The following is a 22,486-nucleotide window of genomic DNA, read 5'->3' as shown; positions in this document are numbered from 1 at the left end:
CCATCCAAAGCGGAACACCGCAGCGGGCGGCGGCACCTTGACAACCGAATATCGGCACCGTATAATGGCAGCATGAGGTGATGCAGAGTGAACAATGAGGAAAAGATCCTGCAGCTGCTTGAGGCCCAGCAAGAGGAACTTCGGAAAATCAACGACAGATTGGAAAAGCTGGAAGAACATGCAGAGGTCACAAGGGCAGGCGTTAACAGCTTGCTTGATTGGGCGGAAGAGTGCGGAAATGTCATCAAGTTTCCGCTCCCGAAGGTGAAGTGAATAACCTGATTACATAAGGCGGTGCCGGTATCCGGTGCCGCCTTTCTTTTATAGCGAACAGCAACCACGACAAATCAAACAGGAGGAACAACATATGGGAGCATTGACGCTCCCTCGGATGGATGCTACAATCAAATTTAACGGAGCCCGCATAGCGGGAGAAAGGATCAAAAGCCATGAAACAGATCAGCATTAACAACGGCGCAACCTACACCACGGCCGCCGAGGCGCTGGAGGAAATCAGCCTTGACACTATGGCTGAGTACATGGATGACGACGCCCGCGAGGCCGTGCATAACGAGCTTGCGCCCTGCTCCGATATTGAGTTTTTGGAGCGGTATCTTGAGATTGCACCTGATGACCTGATTGTAGGATAAACCGTTGCCCGCCCCGGGGCTTCCTGGGGCGGGTTTTCATGCCTTTCAAACAAAGAAAAGCCGGGGCTTTTTTGCCCTGGCCTCTCTAATTTCACAGCTAATTCACAGCAACAACACAGAACCATTGATTTTTATAGTTTCTATTTTACAGACTGTTCAAAATATGGTATACTGAATCGGATTTGGAAATATCACTGGAAAGGAGCGCTGCTTCGTGGAGTATATTTCCCACAGCGAGGCGGAGACGGAGGCCTTTGGTGAACGGTTGGCCGCCGCTCTCTCTCCCGGCGCCGTGGTGGCCTACCGGGGCGGTCTGGGCATGGGCAAGACCGCCTTTACCCGTGGCCTTGCCCGTGGCCTGGGATGCCGAGGTCGGGTCACCAGCCCCACCTTCACTATCGTCAACGAATATGAGGGCCCTACCCCTCTGTTCCACTTCGATATGTACCGGCTGAACGGGTCTGAGGACCTGTTCGACATCGGCTGGGAGGACTATCTCTCCCGGGGCGGCGTCTGCGCCGTGGAGTGGAGCGAGCAGGTGGCGGACGCCCTGCCGGAGGGCACGGTCTATGTGACCCTCACCCGCCATCCGGAGCACGACGGCTGGCGGAGCATCACCGTGGAAGGAGGTGCTGCACAATGAGGATCTTGGCACTGGAAACCTCCGCCAAGGCGGTCTCCGCCGCCGTGACGGAGGATGGGAAAGTCCTCTGCTCCGGCTATCAGGACACCGGCCTCACCCACAGCCGCACCCTGATGCCCATTGTGGAGGCCATGCTGAAAAACACCGGCCTGACCGTTCAGGACTGCGACGCCGTCGCTGTGGCGGCAGGCCCGGGGTCCTTCACCGGCATCCGCATCGGCGTCTCGGCTGCCAAGGGACTGGCCTTTGCCGCGGACAAGCCCTGCGCGGCCGTCTCCACCCTGGAGGCCATGGCCCGGAACGTGGCCCACATGGACGCCCTGGTGGTCTGCGCCATGGACGCCCGGCGTAGCCAGATCTACAACGCCCTCTTCACCTCCGAACATGGCCGCCTGACCCGCCGGACGCCGGATCGCGCCATCGGCCTTGCGGAGCTGGCGGAGGAGCTGCGGAGCGAGCCACTGCCCCTGGTGATCGTGGGGGACGGCGCCGTCCTCTGTGAGAAGGCGCTGACAGAGTCGGGACTGCCCTGCCGCCTGGCACCGCCCCAACTGGTGATGCAGAACGCCATGTCCGTGGCCCTGTGCGCCGAGGACCTGGCCCGGGCGGGAAAGCTGGTCTCCGCCCAGGAATTGCTTCCGGTCTATCTCCGCCCTCCCCAGGCCCAGCGTCTGCGGCAGCCGCCCCAGATCTGAGGGAACGGTTTAGATCGTAGGGAACGGTTTACATCAAGGATATCAGAGAAAAGGAGTTTATAAGTATGAGCGGCAAAGTGCATGTGATGGACCACCCCCTGGTGGCCCACAAGCTGACCATCCTACGGGACAAGGACACCAGCGTCAAGGATTTCCGGGAGATCGTCTCCGAGATCGGGATGCTGATCACCTATGAGGCCACCCGGGATCTGCCCCTGACCACCAAGGAGGTGGAGACCCCCATCTGCAGGACCATCGCCCCCACCCTGAAAGGCAAGAAGTTCGCTGTGGTGCCCATCCTCCGGGCGGGCCTGGGGCTGGTGGACGGTGTGCTGCGGATGGTGCCCTCCGCCCGTGTGGGCCACATCGGCATGTTCCGGGATGAGGAGACGCTGGAGCCCCATGTCTACTTCTGCAAGATGCCCAAGGACATTGCGGAGCGGGACATCATGATCGTGGATCCCATGCTGGCCACCGGCGGCAGCGCCGAGGCCGCCATCACCGAGATGAAGAAGCGGGGCTGCAAAAACATCAAGCTGATGGTTCTGCTGGCCGCGCCGGAGGGTGTGGAGCGCATCCAGAAGGCCCACCCGGACGTGGACATCTACTGCGGCGCCGTGGATGACCATCTGAACGAGCACGGCTATATTGTCCCCGGTCTGGGCGATGCCGGTGACCGGATCTTCGGGACAAAATAAGGCGCTCTCCCTTTACGTGTGTGATGCACGGCAGGCCGGTCCCGTCCGGCGGAAAGGAGCATACCATGGCCCCAGAGCAGACGAACGCCAAACGGCACGGCCCCAACCGGGCCACGACGGTGATCTGTCTGGTACTGATTCTCGCTGCCGCACTGGTCATTGCCCGCATGGTGAAATTCCGGTCACAGGTGGACGTGACACTCCCGGCGGTCCTGTGGGAGGATGGCGAGGCCACGGCCGTGAACACCACTCTGCATTTCCACGGGGAGATGGTGAAGCAGTGGGGGCAGGATGACAGCTTCAGCGGCTATCTGGAACTGGAGGAACAGCCCTTCACCTCTGAGGAAGCCAGCAAGGTCTGGCTGACCATGGCCCATGAGGGCGGCGGCCTCAACCGGGGCCTGCTCGAATACGGAAAGTTCCCCGCCCACACGTTTTTCGGGGAACTGTACACAGACCGGGAATATACGCAGTTCTTCCTGTTCCCCTTTGAGCGGGTCCCCGGCGAGGACGACGGAACGTCAACCTACGTAGCCGGCTCCTCCGTCTATGTCGCTCCGGCAGCATCTCTGGACGAGGCAAAAGCTCTGCTGGAGTCGTACGGCTTGATGGAGTCGCACGGCCTTCCGATACCGGATGAAAGCCCGCAATAAACAGCGCCAGTGTTCCAATTGCACAGATTCCAAAAGCAGCCCGGCGGATATTCCGCCGGGCTGCTTTCGTTTTCAGTCAGATTTTTCGCCACTGCGTCACAGCACATACAGATATACCGCCAGATAGTGGAAGAAAGACCCCGCCAGAATCAACAGGTGGAACAGTTCGTGGAAGGTCCACTCTGCAGAGATGTTTGGCTTCTTGACGGCGTAGAACACCGCTCCCACCGAGTAGCAGATCCCGCCCAGAGCCACCAGCGTCAGGCAGGGCTGGCCCAGAGCGGTGAAGTCCTTTGCCACAAACACCACAGACCATCCCATGATGAGATATACTGCCGTGGACAGCATCCGTGGTGCGTTGATCCACAGCATCTTCGCCAGCACCCCCGCCAGGGCCACGCCCCAGAGGATCAGGCAGAATTGTGTTCCCCTGGGCTGGGGCAGCAGCACCACGCAGAAGGGCGTGTAGCTGCCGGCAATCAGCACATAGATCATACTGTGGTCCATTTTCCGCAGCACCCGCTTCACTCCGCCGCTGGCGGCAGTGCCGGGATAGTAGTGATAGATGGCGCTGGCGGCATACAGTGCCGCCATAGACAGACAGAAGCACAGGGCCGCCGCCACCGCCGGTATGGCCGCATCCGTCCAGACGCCCCGAAGCAGATACAGCAGACCGCCCCCCAGGGCGGCCACCGCGCCGAGCGCATGGGTTTCACAGCTGATGGGGTCCTGGGCCTTTGCAAACAGTTTGCGCATGGAATGGTCTCTCCTTCTTGAAATCCGGCATCATGCCGTCCGCATCATATAATATAGTTTTCGATATTATATTAAGCGATTTCGTTTTTTATTTCAAGTAGTTTTTGTAAATTTTCTGTTTCTATTCCATTCTATGCAAAAAAAGCGGACGCCGAAGCGTCCGCTTTCAAAGCCCTGCCGTTTTTATTTCAGTTCCAGTATTCGGTCTTTTCCTTCAGGTCGATGTCCGCGGCCCGGAACACGGGGTTCTTGCCGGCCCTGCGCTGCTCGGTATAGTTCCGCAGGGCTGCCGCCGCCGGACGGGAGAGGACCGCGATCACCGGAATGTTGATGAGCACCATGACGCCCATCAGCACGTCAGACAGGTTCCACACCAGATCCAGCGTGAGGCCGGCGCCCAGGAAAATCAGTCCCATGGCAATCAGGCGGAACACCACCATGAACCGCTTGGAGGGCACGTGCCCCAGCAGATACGCCAGGGCATTGTCCACATAGTAGAGGTTTCCGATCAGAGTTGTGAAGGCAAAGAGCACCATGGCCACGGTGATGAAAACGGGACCCAGGGTGCCGAAGGAGGCGGCCAGGGCCGACTGCACATAGGGGGCGCCCTGCAGCTCCACTGCGGGCTCCACACCGGAGCACAGCAGCATGAAGGCGGTGGCGGAGCAGATCACCAGCGTGTCCAGGAAGACAGACAGCATCTGGACCAGCCCCTGCTTCACCGGATGGCTGACATTGGCAGAGGCGGCAGCGTTGGGGCGGAGCCCACGCCGGCCTCGTTGGAAAAGAGGCCCCGCTTCACGCCCTGCATCACGGCAGAGCCGGTGAAGCCGGCGAAGATGGCTTGGAAATCGAACGCCTCGGAGAAGATCCGTCCGAACACCTGGGGAATCAGCCCCACGTTCATGACGATGACCACCAGGGCCACCAGCACGTACAGTCCGCCCATGATGGGCACCAGAGTGGAGGCGAAGGCGATGATCCGCTTGCCGCCGCCCATGACGCAGTACCCGGTCAGCAGCGCCACGATGCCGCCGATGATCCAGGGCGTCCACTCCGGGGAATAAAAGCTGTATCCGGAGAAGGTGGACTGGAGGTTGTAGGAGCAGAGCATGTTGAAGCCGCCGGCGTAGGTGGCGATGAGGCTCAGGGCAAACAGCACCGCCAGGGGACGGCTGTGGAGGGCCGCCTCAATATAATAGGCAGGGCCGCCGTAACTCTCGCCGGTCTCCGGGTTCCGGCGCTTGTAAATCTGCGCCAGCGTGGATTCGGTAAAGGCCGTGGCGCCGCCCAGCAGGGCGATGAGCCACATCCAGAACACGGCGCCGTAGCCGCCCATGCAGATGGCCACGGACACGCCGATAATGTTGCCCGTACCTACCCGGGAGGCGGTGGACACCATCAGCGCCTGGAAGGAGGACACGCTTCCCTCCTTCTCCGGCCGCTCCACCACCACGCGGATGGCCTCCCGCAGCAGCCGCAGCTGCGGGAACCGGTTCCGAATGGTGAAAAACAGTCCGGCGGCCACCAGCAGAATCACCAGCAGGTAGGTATACATCCAGTTGCTCAAATCCGCAATGATCTCTCCCAGCATGTGTGCATCTCTCTCCTTTTTAATGTTGGGGAATGGTCGGGAAATCGTTTCAATCAGCCCGAATAGAATATCAGAGCTTTTGTGCCCTTGTCAATGGAAAATCCCAAGATTTTGCAGTATTCTACGGAAAAACCGGCAAACCGCCGGCCCCGCAGTCTCTATTCCGCCGGATAGCCGCAGAGATCGCCGGGATCAGTCAGTTCAGCGTCCGGCACAAAGTCAACCGTCAGCGTGCCGTCCTTCTCCGTTTCATAAGTGATGTGCAGGAGTGCTCCGGATTCCAGCCAGGAAAGGTCCCTCACTGCCGTGGCCCGGTCATCCAGCTCCCGGATGGTCCAGGACCTGCTCCATGTTCCGCTCTCCGGGTCACAGCGTATGACGCTGAATTCTGCAGGGTCCTCCGTCAGGGAAGCAGCCCGCATCCCGTCGCCTGACCAGATCCGATAGCGGGCGGTATTTTCCGCCAGCCGGTCATCTGTCATCGCCTCCGCCGCGGGTACCAGGAAGGATCCGGAGCCGGAGGGCAGCAGAAACGCCTTCTCACTGTCGTACTGTTCTGTGCTCTCCCAGTCTGCGCCGTTGGAGAGGTATACGTCCGTGCCGTCCGTCACGATGTAGGAAAATCGTTTCTCCGTGATCTCTCCGCCGGTCCGCATCCGCCAGAGAAAGCCGCGGCCGTCATAGATGACGTCGATCAGCATGGGCCAGCTCTCATAGTAGTTCTGAAGGGTCCGCAGCTGGCAGGGGATGCCCAGGGAGACCTTCTCCAAAAATATCTCCGCCGCATCCGCATTCTCCGTTCCCGCCTCGGTAAACACCACGGCACCGCCGGCGGAGAGCTCCGCCGGGTCGCCGTACTCCGGCACCTCCTCCATGGGGCCGAAGCCGTAAGGCGTCTCTGCGGAGATGACCGCCCCCTTTGTCAGGGTGAACTCCGCCGCGGCCGTATATTCTCCGATCTCTTTGATGACGCGGAACGTACTGCCGCCGGAGAAGTCGTAGTCAAACAGGGACAGGATGCACGGAAACGCCTGCTTTTCACCGGACGGCAGGGTATACAGCATGGCATCCCATCCGGCGTTCTCAGCCAGGGGCACCTGGGTCCAGCTGCCGTCCGCCTCCCGCACATCCAGCCAATAGGGCGCCCCATACTCCAGAGATTCCCCTTCCCCCTCATAGGACAGGATGCACCACACCGTCTCCACCGACGGGTCGTAAGTCTCCCACTCCGTGGTCAGGGCGGTCCGGGGCGGGTCATCTGTTTCGTATACCGTTGTCACCGCAATGTCGCCGGAATCGCCGCATCCCGTCAGCAGCGCAAAAGCCAGCAGGCAAATCCAAAGCCGTTTCATTCTGACGCCTCCTCTTTCTCTGATTCCATCGCTTTCTTTATTTCATTTCATGTAGACGGACCCGGTTGGGAATAAGTTCCGCCGCTTTCCGGCAAACTACACAAAATCCATCTGAAAATTTTTGAGCTTCCCTGCTTGCATTTTAGGCTGCTGTCCGGTAAAATACAAGTACAAGGGAAGAATGATAGCTGCAACGAAGTGCTGCGCGCACGGGCTGACACCTATCATTCCGGTCTTTTGGTAGGTGTTTCAAACCGACAGCGGTTTGAAGCGCCTTTTCTTTTTATCAGATATGCAAAAGACGGACAAAAGGAGGTCATTTTTATGATTTTACTGGCAAACGGCAAGGTCATCACCCGGGATCCGGAGGGCATCGGCTACCTGCCGGACGGCGGCGTGGTCACCGATGGCGGCAAGATCGTGGAGGTCGGCACCACCGCGGATCTGAAGGCCAAGTACCCCCAGGCGGAATTTGTGGACGCTCGTGGCGGCGTCATCATGCCGGGCCTTATCAATGCCCACACCCACATCTACTCCGCCCTGGCCCGGGGCCTCTCCATCGATGGGTACAACCCCACCAGCTTCTATGAGGTGCTGGACGGCCAGTGGTGGTACATTGACCGGAATCTGGACCTGGAGGCCACCAAGGCCAGCGCCCAGGCCCTGGTGATCGACTCCATCAAGCAGGGCGTCACCACCATTTTCGACCATCACGCCAGCTTCTGTGAGGTCCCCGGCTCCCTGATGCGGATCGCCGAGGTGACGAGGGAATTCGGGATGCGGGCGTGCCTGTGCTATGAGGTCAGCGACCGGGACGGGGAGGAGAAATCCCTTCAGTCCGTGCAGGAGAACAAGGACTTCATCGACTACTGCGAGCAGAACCCCTCCGATATGCTGAAGGCCATGTTCGGCGGACATGCCCTGTTCACCATCTCCGACAAGACCTTTGACCGGATGGCGGCGGCCAACAGCGGCCGGGTGGGCTATCACATCCACGTGTCCGAGGGCATGAACGACGTGTACGACTCCCTCCAGAACTACGGCCGCCGGCCCGTCCAGCGGCTCCAGGACCACGGCATCCTGGGACCCAAGACCATCCTGGGCCACTGCATCCATGTGAACACGGCGGAAATGGATATCATCAAGGCCACGGACACCATGTGCGTCAACAACCCGGAGAGCAACATGGGCAACGCCGTGGGTATCTCTCCGGTGCTGCAGCTCTACAAGAAGGGCATTCTGATCGGTCTGGGTACCGACGCCTACACCAACGACATGCTGGAGTCCATCAAGGTGGCCCTGTGCTCCCAGCGGCACAACGCCTGTATGCCCAACGTGGGCTGGTGCGAGGTGACGGACATGCTGTTCCGCAACAACGCCAAGATGGCGGAGCGCACCGGCTTCCCCACTCTGGGCGTGCTGAAGCCCGGCGCGGCGGCGGACGTGATCGTCATGGACTACAAGCCCTTCACACCGTTCTCTGATGCCAACATCGACGGACACATGCTCTTCGGCATGACGGGGCGGCAGTGCCAGACCACCATGATTAACGGCAGAATCCTGATGAAGGACCGGGTCCTGACGGAGATCGACGAGGAGGCCGTGAATGCCCACATTCTGGAGAGCAGCAAGCGTCTGTGGGGCCGGCTGAACCACAAGGAGTATTGATGACCGGCCGATGTGCCCCTGCGGAAGCAGTGCGCATTCGTATTTCAGGAGTTATTCTGAGGAGGAAAAACTATGTCTGAGTTAATGACCCCCATTCCCTTTCGGGAATTGATGACCTGGATCACCACCGAATACCGCCGGGACGGCGCCGTGTTCGGCGTCCACAAGCCCTACAAGGCCGGCATGAAGAAGCTCCCCATCTTCGGGGAGACCATCGAGACTCCGTTCGGCCCCGCCGCCGGCCCCAACACCCAGCTGGCCCAGAACATCATTGCCGGCTATTTCGCCGGCGCCCGGTTCTTCGAGCTGAAGACCGTCCAGAAGATGGACGGCGCGGATCTGGCCGCCTGCATCAACCGCCCCTGCATCCTGGCGGAGGATGAGTGCTACAACTGCGAGTGGTCCACGGAGCTGTATGTCCAGCAGGCCTTTGAGGAGTATGTGAAGGCCTGGTGCGCCCTGAAGATCATGGCAAAGGTCTATGGTCTGGGCGATCCCAACGGATTCGTGTTCAACATGTCCGTGGGCTATGACCTGGCAGGCATCCAGGGTGAGAAGATCGACACCTTCCTGAACGGCATGGTGGACGCCTCCAAGACGCCCATCTTCCAGGAGTGCATCGCTGTTTTGAAGGAGTTCTTCCCGGGAGAAAGCGATTATATCGACACGATCACTCCCCATGTGTCCGGATCCGTGACGGTGTCCACCCTCCACGGCTGCCCGCCGGACGAGATCGAGCGGATCGCCAGCTACCTGCTGGAGAAGAAGCACCTGCACACCTTCGTCAAGTGCAATCCCACCATCCTGGGGTACGAGACCGCCCGGTCCATTCTGGACTCCATGGGCTATGACTATATCGCCTTCGACGATCACCACTTCAAGGAGGACCTGCAGTACGCCGACGCGGTGCCCATGTTCCACCGCCTCCAGGCCCTGGCAGACAAGGAGGGGCTGGAATTCGGCCTGAAGCTCTCCAACACCTTCCCTGTGGACGTGAAGGCCGGGGAACTGCCCAGCGAGGAGATGTACATGGCGGGCAAGTCCCTCTTCCCCCTGACCACCACCATGGCCGCCATGATGGCCAAGGAGTTTGGCGGGAAGCTGCGCCTCTCTTATGCCGGCGGTGCCGACGCCTTCAACATCGACAAGCTGTTCGCCTGCGGTATCTGGCCCATCACCATGGCCACCACCGAGCTGAAGCCCGGCGGCTACCAGCGGTTCACCCAGATCGGAGACAAGCTGGACGCTCTGGACTTCAAGCCCTTCACCGGCGTGGACGTGGTCGGCATCGAGGCCCTCTCTCTGGCGGCCCGGTCCGACAAGTACCATGTGAAAGCCATCAAGCCCCTGCCCCGCCGCAAGCTGTATGACAAGGTGCCCCTGCTGGACTGCTTCACCGCTCCCTGCAAGGGCGGCTGCCCCATCCACCAGGACATTCCGGAGTATATCGAGCTGTGCCGGAAGGGCGCGTACGCCTCCGCCCTGCGGCTCATCACCGAGAAGAACCCCCTGCCTTTCATCACGGGCACCATCTGCGCCCACAACTGCATGACCAAGTGTATGCGGAATTATTACGACGAGCCCGTGAACATCCGCGCCACCAAGCTGGTGGCGGCCGAAAAGGGCTATGACGCCTACATGTCCAAGATCACGCCTCCCGCGCCGGTGACGGACGGCCGGAAGGTGGCCGTCATCGGCGGCGGTCCCACCGGCATGTCCGCGGCGTACTTCGTGGGCCGGGCGGGCATCCCCGTGACGCTGTTTGAAAAAGCGGACCGCCTGGGCGGCATCGTCCGGCAGGTGATCCCCGCCTTCCGCATCAGCGACGAGGCTATCGACAAGGACGTGGCTCTGATGGAGAAGATGGGCGTGGAGGTAAAGCTGAACACCGAGGCCCCCTCTGTGGCAGAGCTGAAGGCACAGGGCTATACCCACATCTTCTTCGCCGTAGGCGCCTGGAAGGCCGGACGGCTGGACATCCCCGGCAACGTGGTGCCGGTCATCGGCTGGCTGCGCGACATGAAGGCGGGTAAGGACGTCTCCCTGGGCCATGTGGCCGTGGTGGGCGGCGGCAACACCGCCATGGACGCCGCCCGGGCCGCTCTGCGGGCCGGGGCCAAATCCTCTACCCTGGTGTACCGCCGGACGAAGAAGTATATGCCCGCCGATGCGGAGGAGCTGGAGATGGCCATTGCCGACGGCGTGGAGTTCCTGGAGCTGGTAGCCCCTGTGGAGCAGAAGGACGGCAAGCTGATTTGTGAGAAGATGAAGCTGGGCGACCCGGACGACAAGGGCCGCCGCAAGCCCGTCCCCACCGGCGAAATGGTGGAGATCCCCTGCGACACCGTGGTCTCCGCCGTGGGCGAGAAGGTTGAGAGCGAGGTTTTCACCCGGAACGGCATCACCGTGGACGAGAAGGGCATCCCCGCCTTCAAGACCAATCTCGAGGGCGTCTACGCCGGCGGCGACGCCATGCGCGGGCCCGCCACCGTGGTGGAGGGCATTGCCGACGCCCAGTATTTCGCCAATGCCGTCATCGGCGAGGCCCACAAGTTTGCCATCCCCGCCAAGGCCGTAGCCACCCGGGAGGAGGCCGTCGCCAAGAAGGGCGTCCTCTGCGAGAGCGCCAAGTGCGAGGGCAACCGGTGCCTGACCTGCAACGTGGTGTGCCAGGTCTGCGCCGACGTGTGCCCCAACCGGGCCAATGTGGTCATCGAGCTGCCGGACGGCCGCCAGCAGATCCTCCATGTGGACCGGATGTGCAACGAGTGCGGCAACTGCGCCGTGTTCTGCCCCTACGACTCCGCCCCCTACCGGGAGAAGTTCACCCTGTTCCTGACCCGGGAGGGCTTTGACGAGAGTGTAAACAATCAGGGCTTCCTGCCTCTGGGCGGGAAGAAGGTGCTGGTGCGCCTGGACAGCAAGGTGTTCGAGGCAGATCTGGACGCCAAGAACGACCTGCCCGCCGACATCGAGGTGTTCATCTGGACGGTGCTGACCAAGTACGCCTATCTGATGGGATAACCGAACAGACACAAAGGCAGGAGGCCGGGAGACCGGCCTCCTGTTTTTGTGTTTAGTGCTTTCCCCTGCCGGACCGCCTCCAGGTTATGGCTGCAGCGCAGATGAAATACACCCCAATATGGAGCACCAGCGCCACCAGGCCAAAGCCCGCCTCCGCCGTCAGCAGGAGAAGGACTCCCTGTGCGACGGTGTATAGCAGGGCAATGATCCGTTCCTGCCGCCTGCGGGTCTCGTCCGGCTCCCCGCCCAGCCGCCAAAACTGCCGCACCGTGCACCAGACCGCCGCCGCCAGGAAAAGGGCCAGCACAGGCAGGTCTCTCAGCTTGCCCAGCTGGACATACCAGGCGGTCTGACCGACGCCGTACAGCCCTACCGCCACGCCCGCGGCGTACCAGGAGGAAAACTGGGAGGCCGTCTGTTCCCGTCGCCGGATAGGCGGCTGGGCCAGCAGCCAGAGCCCCGCCAGGGCCACCGCCGCCCAAAGGGCAAAGAGCCACTCTACGCCGTGAGCTTTCAGAAAACCAGCCAGGCCGGTGTAGATGCGGACCCACTCCACCCCCGCCGGAGCCTCGGAAACCACGACAGGAAAGACGGCGCTCAGAATCCCCATGGTCACCATACCCAAAGAACCCGCGCCGGTGACGATGCCGCCGGCGATATACCAGGGCCAGTCTCTGTGAACAGAGGGCCTTTCCGTTCCCTGCAGGAACTCCGCCGCCGAAAGCCGATCCTCCCCATCCTGTTCCTCATCCAGCAGCCATTCCACGTCCACGCTGAACAGCCGGGCGCAGGGCAGCAGTTTCGCCGCGTCCGGCAGGGCCGCCCCCTGTTCCCAGCGGCTCACCGCCTGACGGGAGACGCCCAGCTGTTCCGCCAGGGCCTCCTGGCTCAGCCCCTCCCGCTTCCGCAGCCCGGTCAGCTTCTCTCCAAAGGTCATGAGTCTTCCTCCTCCAGTCTCTTTCGCTGGTCCCATCATACCAAGCGCCGCCGGGAAAGTCCACCACAGCCACCTGACACCGCCGCAACCAAACGCAACATTCCCGCCAAAACAAATGTAATGTTTTTTCTCTTTGCAGCAATTCCGCCCTCTGCCGGGTATTCCTTACAGAAGGATGTGATCACATGCCCGATACCGCCGAAGCCGTGGCGCAATACGGCTCCGCAGTCTACCGGCTGGCCTACGCCATGACCCGCTCCCGCAGCGACGCCGACGACGTGTTTCAGGAGGTTTTTCTCCGGCTCCACCGGTCCGCTCCGGATTTTGCGAATGAGGAACACCGACGTGCGTGGCTCCTACGGGTGACGGCCAACTGCGCAAGGAGCCTGCTGGCCTCCCCCTGGCGGATGCGGACCCTCCCGCTGGAGGATGTCTATTCCTACCAAGACTCCGTGGAATCCGCTGTGGACGAGGCTCTGGCCCATCTCCCCGGCAAATACCGGGCCGTCATCCACCTGTTCTACTATGAGGGCTATCAGACGGAGGAGATCGCCCGGATTCTGGGCCGGTCTCCCTCCACCGTCCGGGCACAGCTGACCCGGGCCCGGCAGAAGCTGCGGACATTGCTGAAGGAGGATATATGAACTTTTCCAAAACCTACCGCCGGATGAACGAGCCTGTCGGCCCGTCGCCGGACCTGATCCGCAAGACTCTCTCCCACCCTGACCGACACCGCCTCCCCCTGCGCCGGCTGGCGGCGGCCGCTGCCGTGGCGGCAGTGCTGCTGGCTACCCCAGCCCTGGCGGTCCGGTCGGAGACGGGATATGCGGTTTTATACCGGATTGCCCCCGCCGTAGCCCAGTTCTTCCAGCCGATACAGGAAGCCTGCACGGACAGCGGCATCACCATGGAGGTAGCGGCCGTCCGGGTGGAGGGAGACACTGCCCAGGCGTACATCGTCCTCTCCGGCGGTCCTGTGGACGCCACCACAGACCTGTTTGACAGTTGGTCCTTCCACCTGCCCTTTGACCAGACCGGCCGCTGTGAGCGGGTGGCCTGGGACGAGGCCACCGGGACAGTCACTTTTCTCTGCACTGTGAAAACCATGGACGGCTCCCCCATTCCCACCGGCGGCAAGATGACCTTCTCCGTCCGGCAGCTGCTGACAGGCAAGAAGGCGATGGAGGGCGTGACGGTGGACCTGAAGCTGACGAACTATGCCCAAGAGGCGGAGACCGCCCTCACCTGGGGGGCTGATCCCCCTGCCGCAGGGGTGAGGGAGCCGGAGGTGACCTATTACTCTGCCACCGGTGGAAGCGGCGATCTGGCTTCCGTAATGCTGCAACCCGGTGAAGTCCTGGCGGAGCCCGCGGAGGGCCTGCCCATCACAGCCGCCGGTTACGCAGACGGCCTCTTCCACATCCAGCTGTGCCGGGGAGACGCCTCCAGGACGGACAACCACGCGTTTTTGTGGATGGAAGATGCCGACGGCAGGGAATTCCATTGTACCGGTATCTCTTATTTTACAGGTGAGACGGCTGGCGGCCGGACGGATTATATGGACTTTCTCTTTGCCGTCCCGCCGGAGGAGCTGGCAGGATGCACCCTCCACGGCAACTTCTATACCGCCGCCACCCTGACGGAGGGCCTCTGGCAAGTGACTTTTCCCCTGGAGAATACAGATTGATCCTTTCAGCGCGCCCGGTGAATGTCGGGCGCGCCTTTTTCTCTTGCCATTTTCAGGAATCATGCTATGATAGAGTCAGAAAACACGGGAGGTTCACACTATGTTGGATATGCTGGAATTTCTGCGGGATGAAGGCGTCAGCGCCGACATCACTGCGGAGATCGAAAAATTTCGGGACGCCTATCCGGAGGAGGACGAGACCCTGCGGCGCCGGGTCCCCGATCCCCGGTATCTCTATTATGGAAAGGACATCTGGGAGGAGGCCATCACCGCCATCCTCTGCGGAGAGAACCTGTTGCTGGTAGGCCCCAAGGCCACTGGCAAGAATGTGCTGGCGGAAAACCTGGCCACCGTGTTCGGCCGCCCCAGCTGGAACGTGTCCTTCTACATCAACACAGACGCCGCCACCCTGCTGGGCACGGACACCTTTGAAAACGGCGCCGTACAGCTGCGGAAGGGCCCCATCTACCAGTGTGCGGAGACCGGCGGCTTCGGCGTGTTGGATGAGATCAACATGGCCAAGAACGAGTCTTTGGCGGTGCTCCACGCCACGCTGGACTTCCGCCGCTCCATCGACATGCCTGGCTATGAACGCATTCCCCTTCACGACGCCACCCGCTTCATCGCCACCATGAACTACGGCTACGCCGGCACCCGGGAGCTGAATGAGGCTCTGGCCTCCCGGTTCGTGGTGATCGACATGCCCGCCATCACCACCGAGGGGCTCATCAAGCTCCTGAAGCGGGAGTTCCCCTCTCTGAAAGGCGTGTATGCCGAGCAGTTCGCCGGATTGTTCCAGGACATCCAGAAGAAATGCGACGGCGGAGAGCTTTCTACCAAGCCTCTGGACCTGCGGGGCCTGCTGGCCGCCGTGCGACTGATGCGCACCGGGCTGGAGGGCAACCGGGCGCTGGATCTGGGCCTTGTCAACAAGTCCTTTGATGACTTTGAGCGGCAGCTGGTGCGGGACGTGATCCGCACCCGCCTGCCGGAGACGCTCCGCCGTGAGGATGTGTTTGACTGATGGAGATCCTGGACAGTGAGAAGCGGCGGGCCCGGAACCTGATCTGGAACGCCGCTGCGGATTACTCCTTTGAGCCAGACTTCAAGGCATACGACGAGGATGGCCGTGCAGACCTGTATTGGAACAGCATCATCGGCGCCGTGCGGAAGAATTACGGAGCAGAGACCATAGAAGGGCTGTTTGAATCCCTCCACGGCTGCTCCAAGGAACAGCTCTTTGAGCAGCTGCTGTGGCTGGGGCTGGAAAACGCCGTCTACCAGCGGGAGGCTCCCCGCCGGCCGGCGCTGCCCTCCCTGCGGCGGAGCTATGCCCGCCGGGCCGTGGCTCTGGACCAGCGGGCAGATCCCGGCGACCTGCTGGCCACGCTGGAAAACGCCCACTTCTGCAGGGCCCTGGGGCAGAGCGAACCGCCCCTGCTGCCCAGGGACCGGGAAATGCTGGATGCCCTGGAGTTCCCCGGAGACCTGGACGGCCCTGCCATTGCGGAGCGGGCCCTGGCATTCCTCCACACCTATTTCCATTTCACCCCCGGCGAGACCCAGGCCCAGGAGTCGGAGGAGCGGAAACGGCGCCGCCCCCTCTTCGCCTTCCGCCGCCGGTCCGAGGCGGACCTGCTGCCCGCCGTGCGGGCCTTTGGCCACGGGTTCGGGGAGCATCTGGTGAAGGGCCAGGGCGGCGGAGCCAACGCAGAGCCGGTCCAGCGCCGCCTGACGGACTACAACCTGGCCCAGACGGAGGCCGCCCTGCGAAAATACATGCGGGGCTACTTCGGCGCCCCCTTATACGACCAGTCGCAGCTGGAGAGCCTGGAGCGGGAGCTCTGCGTGGACGAGCACCAGGGCTGCCACCTGTACTACGCCACCGGAGACGACACTCATGAAAAGCTCAAGGGCTATGTGGCCGCCCAGCGGCGCAACGCCCTGCGACAGATGGAGCTGAACCGGGCCGCCTACGAAGCCGACGCCACCCGCCACCGCACCAGCATCCGCCGCCTCACCGCCCGCATCCGCAACGCCATGCTGGCTTATCTCCAGCCCACCCCTGTCCGTGCCGCCTCCGGCGCGCTGGATGCCGGCCGCATCTGGCGGGGCGTGTACCTGGACGACGACAAGGTGTTCACCCGTATTCTCCAGTCGGATCCCGGCGACCTGTCGGTGGACATTCTTCTGGATGCCTCCAGCTCCCAGATCGACCGGCAGGCGGTGGTGGCCGCCCAAGGCTATATGATTGCCGAAAGCCTTACCCGCTGCCACATTCCGGTGCGAGTATCCTCCTTCTGCTCCCTCAGCGGATACACCGTGGTGACCCGCTATCGGGACTACTATGAGACGGGCAAAAACGACCGCATCTTCAATTACTTCACCACCGGCTGCAACCGGGACGGCCTGGCCATCCGGGCCTTGGCCAAGGGACTGGAAGACTCCCCCAGCGAACACAAGCTGGTAATCCTCCTCTCCGACGTGAAACCCAACGACGTGATCCAGATGAACCACAGCGGAAGCTTTGTGGAATACGCCGCGGACAACGGCATCCAGAACACCGCCATGGAGATCCGGTCCCTGACCTACAAGGGCATCAACGTCATGTGCGTTTTCACCGGGAATGACGACGACCTGCCCGCCGCCCACACCGTCTATGGCCGGAACTTCGCCCGCATCCGTTCCCTGGACCAGTTCGCCGACACGGTGGGTTCCCTCATCCAAAACCAAATCCGCAGTCTGTAAAGCACGCCGCCCGAAAGGGCGGCGTGCTTTACATTCATTCTTGGGCGGCGCTCAGTTCCGGGAGCACTTCTCCGCGTCGATGGCTAGCACCAGCATCAGTACGCACAGCGCGCTGCCCGGGTCCGCCACGTCGATCACGTAAGTGTCCGTCCAGTGGAGCAGCTCCTTGTGGATGGACGCCACCTGCGCCCCGCAGGCCTCCGTCACCCGGTAATCCCACTCCAGGAAGTCGCCCTCCACACGCCAGCCGTTGCAGTCGATGTCAAATTTCGGCGTGAAAAATGTGAATTCCTTTTGGATGCAGCCCACATACTGATCCTGGACGTACAATTCAAATTTGGGCAGAAAGGTCAGCACCTGCTCCCGCACAGTGCCGATGTGGTCTCCCGCCGCATTCAAAATGTGGAGGCAGTGTCCCCAGGCCAGCTTTCCCTCCACAGTGTAGACGGTGTTCCCCGCCTCGTCGTAGATGTCATAGCTGTCAAACCAGGAGAACAGCCGCTGTCTGAACAATAATCTCATAGAACCTCCTTCTGCAGTGCCGCCGGCTGATATTCCCGGAACCGCTTTGCTGTCCGGTAGAGATAGACCAGCTTCACGATCCCCACCACCAACAGGCCGATGGCGTCCGCCAGTATCGCCAGAAGACCCAGAATTGCCGAAATCAATGCCAGGAAGATGCATCCAAACAACCCCAGCAGCAGGCCGATCCACCATTTCCAAAGCAGCCGCCACTTCCCCGCCAGCTCCGGGTCAAGCTCCTCCAAAACCTCTGCATGGGCATAAAACTCCTGATATGCGGCACAGAGCTCCAGCACCATGACCGGCAGGGAGAGCAGCCACCACAGCCAGTTCCCCTCCGGAATTGCCGGAAGCAGCAGCACACCGCTGATGATGCCGCCAGCCAAATAGCACAGGGCCGCCGTGCGGTACCGGCCTGCCGCCTCCCGCAGCTGCCACAAAAGGACACCATAGGCCAGGGAAATCAGAAATGCCAGCACATTTCCAACGACTCCGGCAGTTGGAAACGCTCCCGCCACAGTATCCATGGTCAGAATGTTGCTGAAAACACTGGGAGTCACCAGCCAGAACAGCAGCCACAGCCACTTGGCCAGCACAGGGGCATTCCGGTCCAGCCGCGCCCGGCGCTCCCGCTCTGCCTCCACGGCCCACAGCCGGTTCTGGGGCATATCTCTTCGCCGCAGGGCACAGCCGGTAGAAAAGGTGCAGGTCACACATGCCGTATGCCCCTTCTCCCGGCAGCAGTCCGCAATGGGACAGCCGCCGGAAAACCGGCGCCCCGGCCCATCCTGACAGCCGGGACAGTCCAGCTGCTCTTTCCAGGTACATGCGTCGCACATTCGCCCGCAGATGCCCTCCATCGCCAGTGCCTCCCTTTGTTTTTTGAGATTATATCATAATCCGCCTTTCCGATGGGTAACAAATCTATGACATTTTTCTCCAAGACGTCCCTGCCAACAAATTTTTCCGCCAGAAAAACCGCATATTCTCCCGTCCCGGAGTCAAACTATGCTCGCGATACCCAGTAACCCACACGCAACAAATGTATGATGAAAAGGAGATTCAATTATGTCTAGCAAGAATAGCAATAAGATCAACGTTCCCGAGGCCCGTGCGGCTATGGATAAGTTCAAGATGGAGGCTGCCGCCGAGGTGGGCGTCAACCTGAAGGAAGGCTACAACGGTGACCTGTCCTCTCGTGAGGCCGGCTCCGTCGGCGGCCAGATGGTCAAGAAGATGATCGAGTCCTACGAGAAGAACCTGTAACTTCCCACTGGACACAGTGAAGCGGCCCGGCAATCGCCGGGCCGCTTTCTCATGTTCCTGTGTTGTCTCCCCAGAAACCGCTCCACCAATCGCCGCCGGCGTCTCCAAAGCCGCCGCTGGGATCGTTGGGATCCGGCTCCGTAGGCTGGTCTCCGCCGCCGGAGGGGTCCTCTGTCGGCGTATCCGGATCTATGGGCACATCAGGGTCGTTGGGATCAGGCGGCTGCCAGTTGGGATCGCTGGGATCCAGCCCCCCATTCGGGTCATCGGGGTCCGTAACTGCAGCCGACGTGTGGACGGGACATCCGCCGGGGCTGGTCTCCGTGGGGGCCACCGCCTTTTCCAGGGTGCTGATGAGATAGGCGTCGTCGGAGGCAGTGATGCTCTCGCCGTAATCCTCCCGCACATAGTCCAGATAGCCCTTCTGCACGATGGACTCCGCCGGGCAGAACTCACCGGCCAAGCAGTTACCCTCGGTGCAGATGTCCACCATCTTGTGGAGCGTGCACTCCGTCGTGGGCTCCGTGCCCACAGCCACCTCATAGGATACCGTCCGGTCCCCTCTGGAATCGGCGCGGCAGGCATCCGTCGCCAGCATGCCGCTGTCCGCGCAGACACTGACCGTTGTCAGGCCGCTACTGGGACGGTTGAAGGACTTGTCCGGCAGATCCGCATGGACCTTCTCCATCACCTGCCGCCACAGGGAGGCCGCCGGGTTCACGGAGTAGCTGATCCGCTCGTTGTTCTTGTAGCCCACCCAGACCGCCGCGCAGTAATACGGCGTGTAGCCTGTGAAATAACGGTCATAGTTGTCGTTGGTGGTGCCGGTTTTTCCTGCAATGTGCATCCCGCTGAATCGAGCGCCGCCGCCGGTGCCGCCGGACTCATTCACCGCCCGGCGCAGCATGTCCGTCATCAGATAGGCGGTGGTCTCCTTCATGGCCACCCGCTGCTCCGTCTCCTTTTCCAGCACCACGGTGGAGTTGTCGTTGGCCAGAACCTTTACGTAGGTCTTGGGCTCATTGTACACACCGCTGTTGGCGAAAGCAGCGTAGGCCGCCGCCATCTCCACCGTGCTGAGGCCGTAAGTCAGGCCGCCCAGCCCCAGCGGGCTGACGTTCATATCCTCCGGTGCCAGACTCAGCCCCAGATTTTCGGTGGCGAATTGGTAGGCCGCCGTGACCCCAACCTTTTCCAGTGTCTGCACCGCGATGGTGTTGATGGATGCCTTGACACCGTTGCGCACGGATGTCCAGCCCGTGTAGGTGTTGGGCGAGTTCTTGGGCCATGGATTCCCATTCAGCAGGCGGACCGGGTAGTTGTCAAAGGTGGTTGCCGGGGAGACTGCCCCCGCATCCAGCGCCGGGGCATAAGCCGTCAGCGGCTTGATGGAGGAACCCGGCTGCTGGATATCCGTTGCATAGTTCCACAGCAGGTTTCCGGACTTGGGTCCCATATCGCCCACCATGGCCACGATGTTGCCGGTGGAGGGCTCGATAATGGTAATGCCGGAGTGGATCAGCTGTCCGCTGGCGGAGGTGAGGTTGTTCAGACTCCCCCGGTCCTCGTAGACAGACTCCGCAATCTCCTGAATCTTCGGGTCCAGCGTGGTGTAGATGTTGTAGCCGCTGTTGTAGATCCGGTTCAGGGCCTCTTTTTCGGTGATGCCGTACAGGTCCGCCAGATCCGCGGAGACATCCCGCAGCACCTGGTCCACGAACCAGGAGTTGACATTGGCGCCGCCGGTAGCCTCCGTGACAATGTCCTGAGCGGAAGTGGTGCCGTCCGTGAAATGCAGCTCCTCCGCCTTGGCGGCCTCGGCCTCCTCCTCTGTCAGATAGGTGAGCCCGGTGACGCCCACATCGTCATTGCCGCCGGCCATCCGGGTCAGGATCATCTCCTGGCGCTCCTTGTTCAGCTCCCGGGGCGTGACGGTGCTGCCGTCCTCCCGGGTGATGGTGATGGTGGACATGGGACCATACAGGGAGGGGTTGTTGGTGATGGCGATGAGGCAGGCGCATTCCGCCGGATCCAGCTCCGACACATCCTTGCCGAAGTAGAACTCCGACGCGGTCTGGACGCCGTAGCAGCCCTGTCCCAGATAGATGGTGTTCAGGTACATCTCCAGGATCTCCTGCTTGGTGTAGTTCTTCTCGAACTCCAGGGCCCGGAAAATCTCCCGCACCTTGCGGTTGATGGTGTTGCCGTCGTCGCCGGTCATGTTCTTCAGCACCTGCTGCGTCAGGGTGGAGCCGCCGAAGGTGGCCCGGCTGCCGGTGAAGAAGTTCAGCGTGGCGGAGGCGGTTCGGGTCCAGTCCACGCCGTTGTGCTCAAAGAATCGGTGGTCCTCAATGGCTACGGCCGCCTGCCACAGCGCGTCCGGGATCTGTTCATAGTCCACCCAGATGCGGTTTTCCGTGCCGTAGACGGTCTGGTATTCCACCCAATCTCCGGTGTCCCTGTCCTGGTAATAGATGATGGAGCTGAGATTCATGGTGTAGTCGTCGGCGTTGACCTCCAGCGTAGGGGCCAGTGTGGTCCGGACGTACATCATAAAAAGCCCGGCAAGCATCGCCACTGTGCAGATGCCCACCAGCAGGACCGTCCCCAGGATGAAGACGACCTTGTGTCCCGTTCGTTTGGTGCTTTTCTGCTGTCTGGGTTCCCGGCGGGGGATCATCTCATGGGATCCCTCCCGTCTTCTGCGTTCCAATGCAGAGCACCTCCTTCTTTTGAATTTGAATTTTCTGCAAAAGCAGTCTGCCGCGCCGCCTGTCTGCGGCCGCAGAGGCTCAGAGTCCTCCATAATATGTTCTATTGTACCATCCCATGTCAATATCGAAAATGTCGTATTTTACCGAAAAAAAGTTTCTTATCCGCATGGTTTTTCTGCTTTTGGGCAGGATAAATCCATCCCCAGCGCCCCAGTTTCCCACATTTCCAAAAGTTCACCCCCTTGCAATCTTCTGGAAAGTCAGTTACAATACCCCTAGAATACAGACAGAAGGAGGACGCCCCATGGCGGATGAGTACGGCCCCACTTTCATCACAGTCACAGACGAGGACGGCCGCGAGATCGTGCTGGAGTTTGTGGACGCGCTGGAATACAACGGCCAGCAGTACCAGGCTTTCTTCCCTGCGGAGACAGAGGGAGAGGATGAGGATCCGGACAATGGACTGGTGATCCTGAAGGTCCTCCACGAGGACGGGGAGGATCTGCTGTCCACGCTGGATTCCGACGAGGAACTGGACGCGGTCTATGACCTGTTCATGGAGTCCCTGTTCGACGAGGACGGAGAGTCCTGACACTCCATACAAAAATTTCTCTCCGGGTCCGCTGGTTTCCTCTTGCATCCCGGGCCGGGATGTGATACGGTGAATATGTGCCCTGCGGGGTTTGTGATAGGTCTTTTTTTAACCCACATTTCGTTATACGGGATGCCGGATCAGCGCGTGGTTCGCAGGCCTCCCGGCTGCTGTCTGCGGCTGGAAGTTGGAAGTGGTAAAGCGCGTTGGAGGCAACCCACCTGGCCGTGAAGGTGCAGGTTATAACGGGCCTACACGGCTCTCGCGGGGCACGTTTTCTGAAGGGG

The 22,486-nt window shown here is 61.1% G+C and carries 20 protein-coding genes, 1 other RNA gene and 1 pseudogene; 15 read left to right on the top strand and 7 right to left on the bottom strand.

Going from position 1 to position 22,486, the window contains the following annotated elements; all coding sequences use genetic code 11:
• Window positions 1-87 precede the first annotated feature (87 nt).
• From EIO64_RS17150 to EIO64_RS17125, 6 genes are all read left to right on the top strand, one after another.
• Window positions 88-273 carry a hypothetical protein gene (locus tag EIO64_RS17150; protein WP_136891673.1) on the top strand — a complete coding sequence of 62 codons (186 nt, stop codon included), beginning with the start codon at window positions 88-90 and terminating at the stop codon, window positions 271-273.
• A gap of 176 nt (window positions 274-449) precedes the next feature.
• On the top strand, window positions 450-650 hold the full coding sequence (locus tag EIO64_RS17145; RefSeq protein ID WP_136891672.1) for a hypothetical protein: 201 nt from the start codon (window positions 450-452) through the stop codon (window positions 648-650).
• Window positions 651-864: 214 nt separating this feature from the next.
• Window positions 865-1,293, top strand: coding sequence for a tRNA (adenosine(37)-N6)-threonylcarbamoyltransferase complex ATPase subunit type 1 TsaE (gene tsaE, locus EIO64_RS17140; protein ID WP_021747806.1), 429 nt, complete (start codon window positions 865-867; stop codon window positions 1,291-1,293).
• A complete protein-coding gene (gene tsaB / locus EIO64_RS17135; protein ID WP_021747807.1) occupies window positions 1,290-1,988 on the top strand; it encodes a tRNA (adenosine(37)-N6)-threonylcarbamoyltransferase complex dimerization subunit type 1 TsaB in 699 nt (232 codons plus the stop codon). The genes tsaE and tsaB overlap by 4 nt, the downstream gene beginning before the upstream one ends.
• Before the next feature lie 65 nt (window positions 1,989-2,053).
• The gene (gene upp, locus EIO64_RS17130; protein WP_021747808.1) at window positions 2,054-2,686 is read left to right on the top strand and encodes a uracil phosphoribosyltransferase; all 633 of its coding nucleotides are present in this window, start codon (window positions 2,054-2,056) and stop codon (window positions 2,684-2,686) included.
• 65 nt (window positions 2,687-2,751) lie between these two features.
• Window positions 2,752-3,339, top strand: coding sequence for a hypothetical protein (locus EIO64_RS17125; RefSeq protein WP_036629516.1), 588 nt, complete (start codon window positions 2,752-2,754; stop codon window positions 3,337-3,339).
• A gap of 96 nt (window positions 3,340-3,435) precedes the next feature.
• Here the strand turns inward: EIO64_RS17125 and trhA are convergent, their stop codons facing one another.
• The 3 genes and pseudogenes from trhA to EIO64_RS17110 all read right to left on the bottom strand — a co-directional run bounded on the left by trhA (window position 3,436) and on the right by EIO64_RS17110 (window position 7,041).
• Window positions 3,436-4,095: a PAQR family membrane homeostasis protein TrhA gene (gene trhA, locus EIO64_RS17120; RefSeq protein WP_021747810.1), complete on the bottom strand. Its 660-nt coding sequence runs from the start codon at window positions 4,093-4,095 to the stop codon at window positions 3,436-3,438.
• Between the two features lie 188 nt (window positions 4,096-4,283).
• Window positions 4,284-5,653, bottom strand: a pseudogene (locus EIO64_RS17115) (alanine/glycine:cation symporter family protein).
• A gap of 194 nt (window positions 5,654-5,847) precedes the next feature.
• Window positions 5,848-7,041: an immunoglobulin-like domain-containing protein gene (locus EIO64_RS17110; RefSeq protein ID WP_119310860.1), complete on the bottom strand. Its 1,194-nt coding sequence runs from the start codon at window positions 7,039-7,041 to the stop codon at window positions 5,848-5,850.
• Between the two features lie 324 nt (window positions 7,042-7,365).
• Between EIO64_RS17110 and ssnA the strand changes: the two genes are divergently transcribed.
• Both ssnA and ygfK read left to right on the top strand, forming a co-directional pair.
• Window positions 7,366-8,709, top strand: coding sequence for a putative aminohydrolase SsnA (gene ssnA / locus EIO64_RS17105; protein ID WP_021747815.1), 1,344 nt, complete (start codon window positions 7,366-7,368; stop codon window positions 8,707-8,709).
• A 72-nt stretch (window positions 8,710-8,781) separates the two neighbouring features.
• Complete coding sequence (gene ygfK / locus EIO64_RS17100; RefSeq protein ID WP_119310859.1) at window positions 8,782-11,733, top strand: putative selenate reductase subunit YgfK; 2,952 nt, start codon at window positions 8,782-8,784, stop codon at window positions 11,731-11,733.
• Between the two features lie 52 nt (window positions 11,734-11,785).
• Here the strand turns inward: ygfK and EIO64_RS17095 are convergent, their stop codons facing one another.
• On the bottom strand, window positions 11,786-12,670 hold the full coding sequence (locus tag EIO64_RS17095; RefSeq protein WP_158629831.1) for a helix-turn-helix domain-containing protein: 885 nt from the start codon (window positions 12,668-12,670) through the stop codon (window positions 11,786-11,788).
• Window positions 12,671-12,855: 185 nt separating this feature from the next.
• Here EIO64_RS17095 and EIO64_RS17090 point away from each other — a divergent pair, with 185 nt between their 5' ends.
• The 4 genes from EIO64_RS17090 to EIO64_RS17075 all read left to right on the top strand — a co-directional run bounded on the left by EIO64_RS17090 (window position 12,856) and on the right by EIO64_RS17075 (window position 17,105).
• The gene (locus EIO64_RS17090) at window positions 12,856-13,314 is read left to right on the top strand and encodes an RNA polymerase sigma factor (RefSeq protein ID WP_119310857.1); all 459 of its coding nucleotides are present in this window, start codon (window positions 12,856-12,858) and stop codon (window positions 13,312-13,314) included.
• The gene (locus EIO64_RS17085; protein WP_119310856.1) at window positions 13,311-14,357 is read left to right on the top strand and encodes a DUF4179 domain-containing protein; all 1,047 of its coding nucleotides are present in this window, start codon (window positions 13,311-13,313) and stop codon (window positions 14,355-14,357) included. The genes EIO64_RS17090 and EIO64_RS17085 overlap by 4 nt, the downstream gene beginning before the upstream one ends.
• Before the next feature lie 100 nt (window positions 14,358-14,457).
• Window positions 14,458-15,381, top strand: a complete 924-nt coding sequence (locus tag EIO64_RS17080; RefSeq protein ID WP_021747821.1) for an AAA family ATPase — start codon at window positions 14,458-14,460, stop codon at window positions 15,379-15,381.
• On the top strand, window positions 15,381-17,105 hold the full coding sequence (locus EIO64_RS17075) for a vWA domain-containing protein (protein ID WP_136891671.1): 1,725 nt from the start codon (window positions 15,381-15,383) through the stop codon (window positions 17,103-17,105). Before EIO64_RS17080 ends, EIO64_RS17075 begins: the two co-directional genes overlap by 1 nt.
• Before the next feature lie 51 nt (window positions 17,106-17,156).
• Here EIO64_RS17075 and EIO64_RS17070 read toward each other — a convergent pair whose 3' ends face one another.
• Together EIO64_RS17070 and EIO64_RS17065 are read right to left on the bottom strand one after the other, a co-directional pair.
• A complete protein-coding gene (locus EIO64_RS17070; protein WP_021747823.1) occupies window positions 17,157-17,627 on the bottom strand; it encodes an LURP-one-related/scramblase family protein in 471 nt (156 codons plus the stop codon).
• Window positions 17,624-18,487, bottom strand: coding sequence for a DUF3795 domain-containing protein (locus tag EIO64_RS17065; protein WP_136891670.1), 864 nt, complete (start codon window positions 18,485-18,487; stop codon window positions 17,624-17,626). Before EIO64_RS17065 ends, EIO64_RS17070 begins: the two co-directional genes overlap by 4 nt.
• 208 nt (window positions 18,488-18,695) lie before the next feature.
• Between EIO64_RS17065 and EIO64_RS17060 the strand changes: the two genes are divergently transcribed.
• On the top strand, window positions 18,696-18,893 hold the full coding sequence (locus EIO64_RS17060) for an alpha/beta-type small acid-soluble spore protein (protein WP_021747825.1): 198 nt from the start codon (window positions 18,696-18,698) through the stop codon (window positions 18,891-18,893).
• A 49-nt stretch (window positions 18,894-18,942) separates the two neighbouring features.
• Here the strand turns inward: EIO64_RS17060 and EIO64_RS17055 are convergent, their stop codons facing one another.
• The gene (locus EIO64_RS17055) at window positions 18,943-21,606 is read right to left on the bottom strand and encodes a transglycosylase domain-containing protein (RefSeq protein ID WP_158629830.1); all 2,664 of its coding nucleotides are present in this window, start codon (window positions 21,604-21,606) and stop codon (window positions 18,943-18,945) included.
• 305 nt (window positions 21,607-21,911) lie between these two features.
• Here EIO64_RS17055 and EIO64_RS17050 point away from each other — a divergent pair, with 305 nt between their 5' ends.
• Together EIO64_RS17050 and ssrS are read left to right on the top strand one after the other, a co-directional pair.
• The gene (locus EIO64_RS17050) at window positions 21,912-22,199 is read left to right on the top strand and encodes a DUF1292 domain-containing protein (RefSeq protein WP_025544603.1); all 288 of its coding nucleotides are present in this window, start codon (window positions 21,912-21,914) and stop codon (window positions 22,197-22,199) included.
• Window positions 22,200-22,275: 76 nt separating this feature from the next.
• Window positions 22,276-22,474: non-coding RNA, 6S RNA (gene ssrS, locus EIO64_RS17045), on the top strand.
• The last annotated feature ends 12 nt before the right edge of the window (window positions 22,475-22,486 follow it).

Source organism: Dysosmobacter welbionis (genome assembly GCF_005121165.3).
Taxonomy (GTDB): Bacteria; Bacillota; Clostridia; order Oscillospirales; family Oscillospiraceae; genus Oscillibacter; species Oscillibacter welbionis.
Note: the sequence above shows the minus strand (reverse complement) of the source record. Positions and strands in the feature narration are given on the sequence as shown.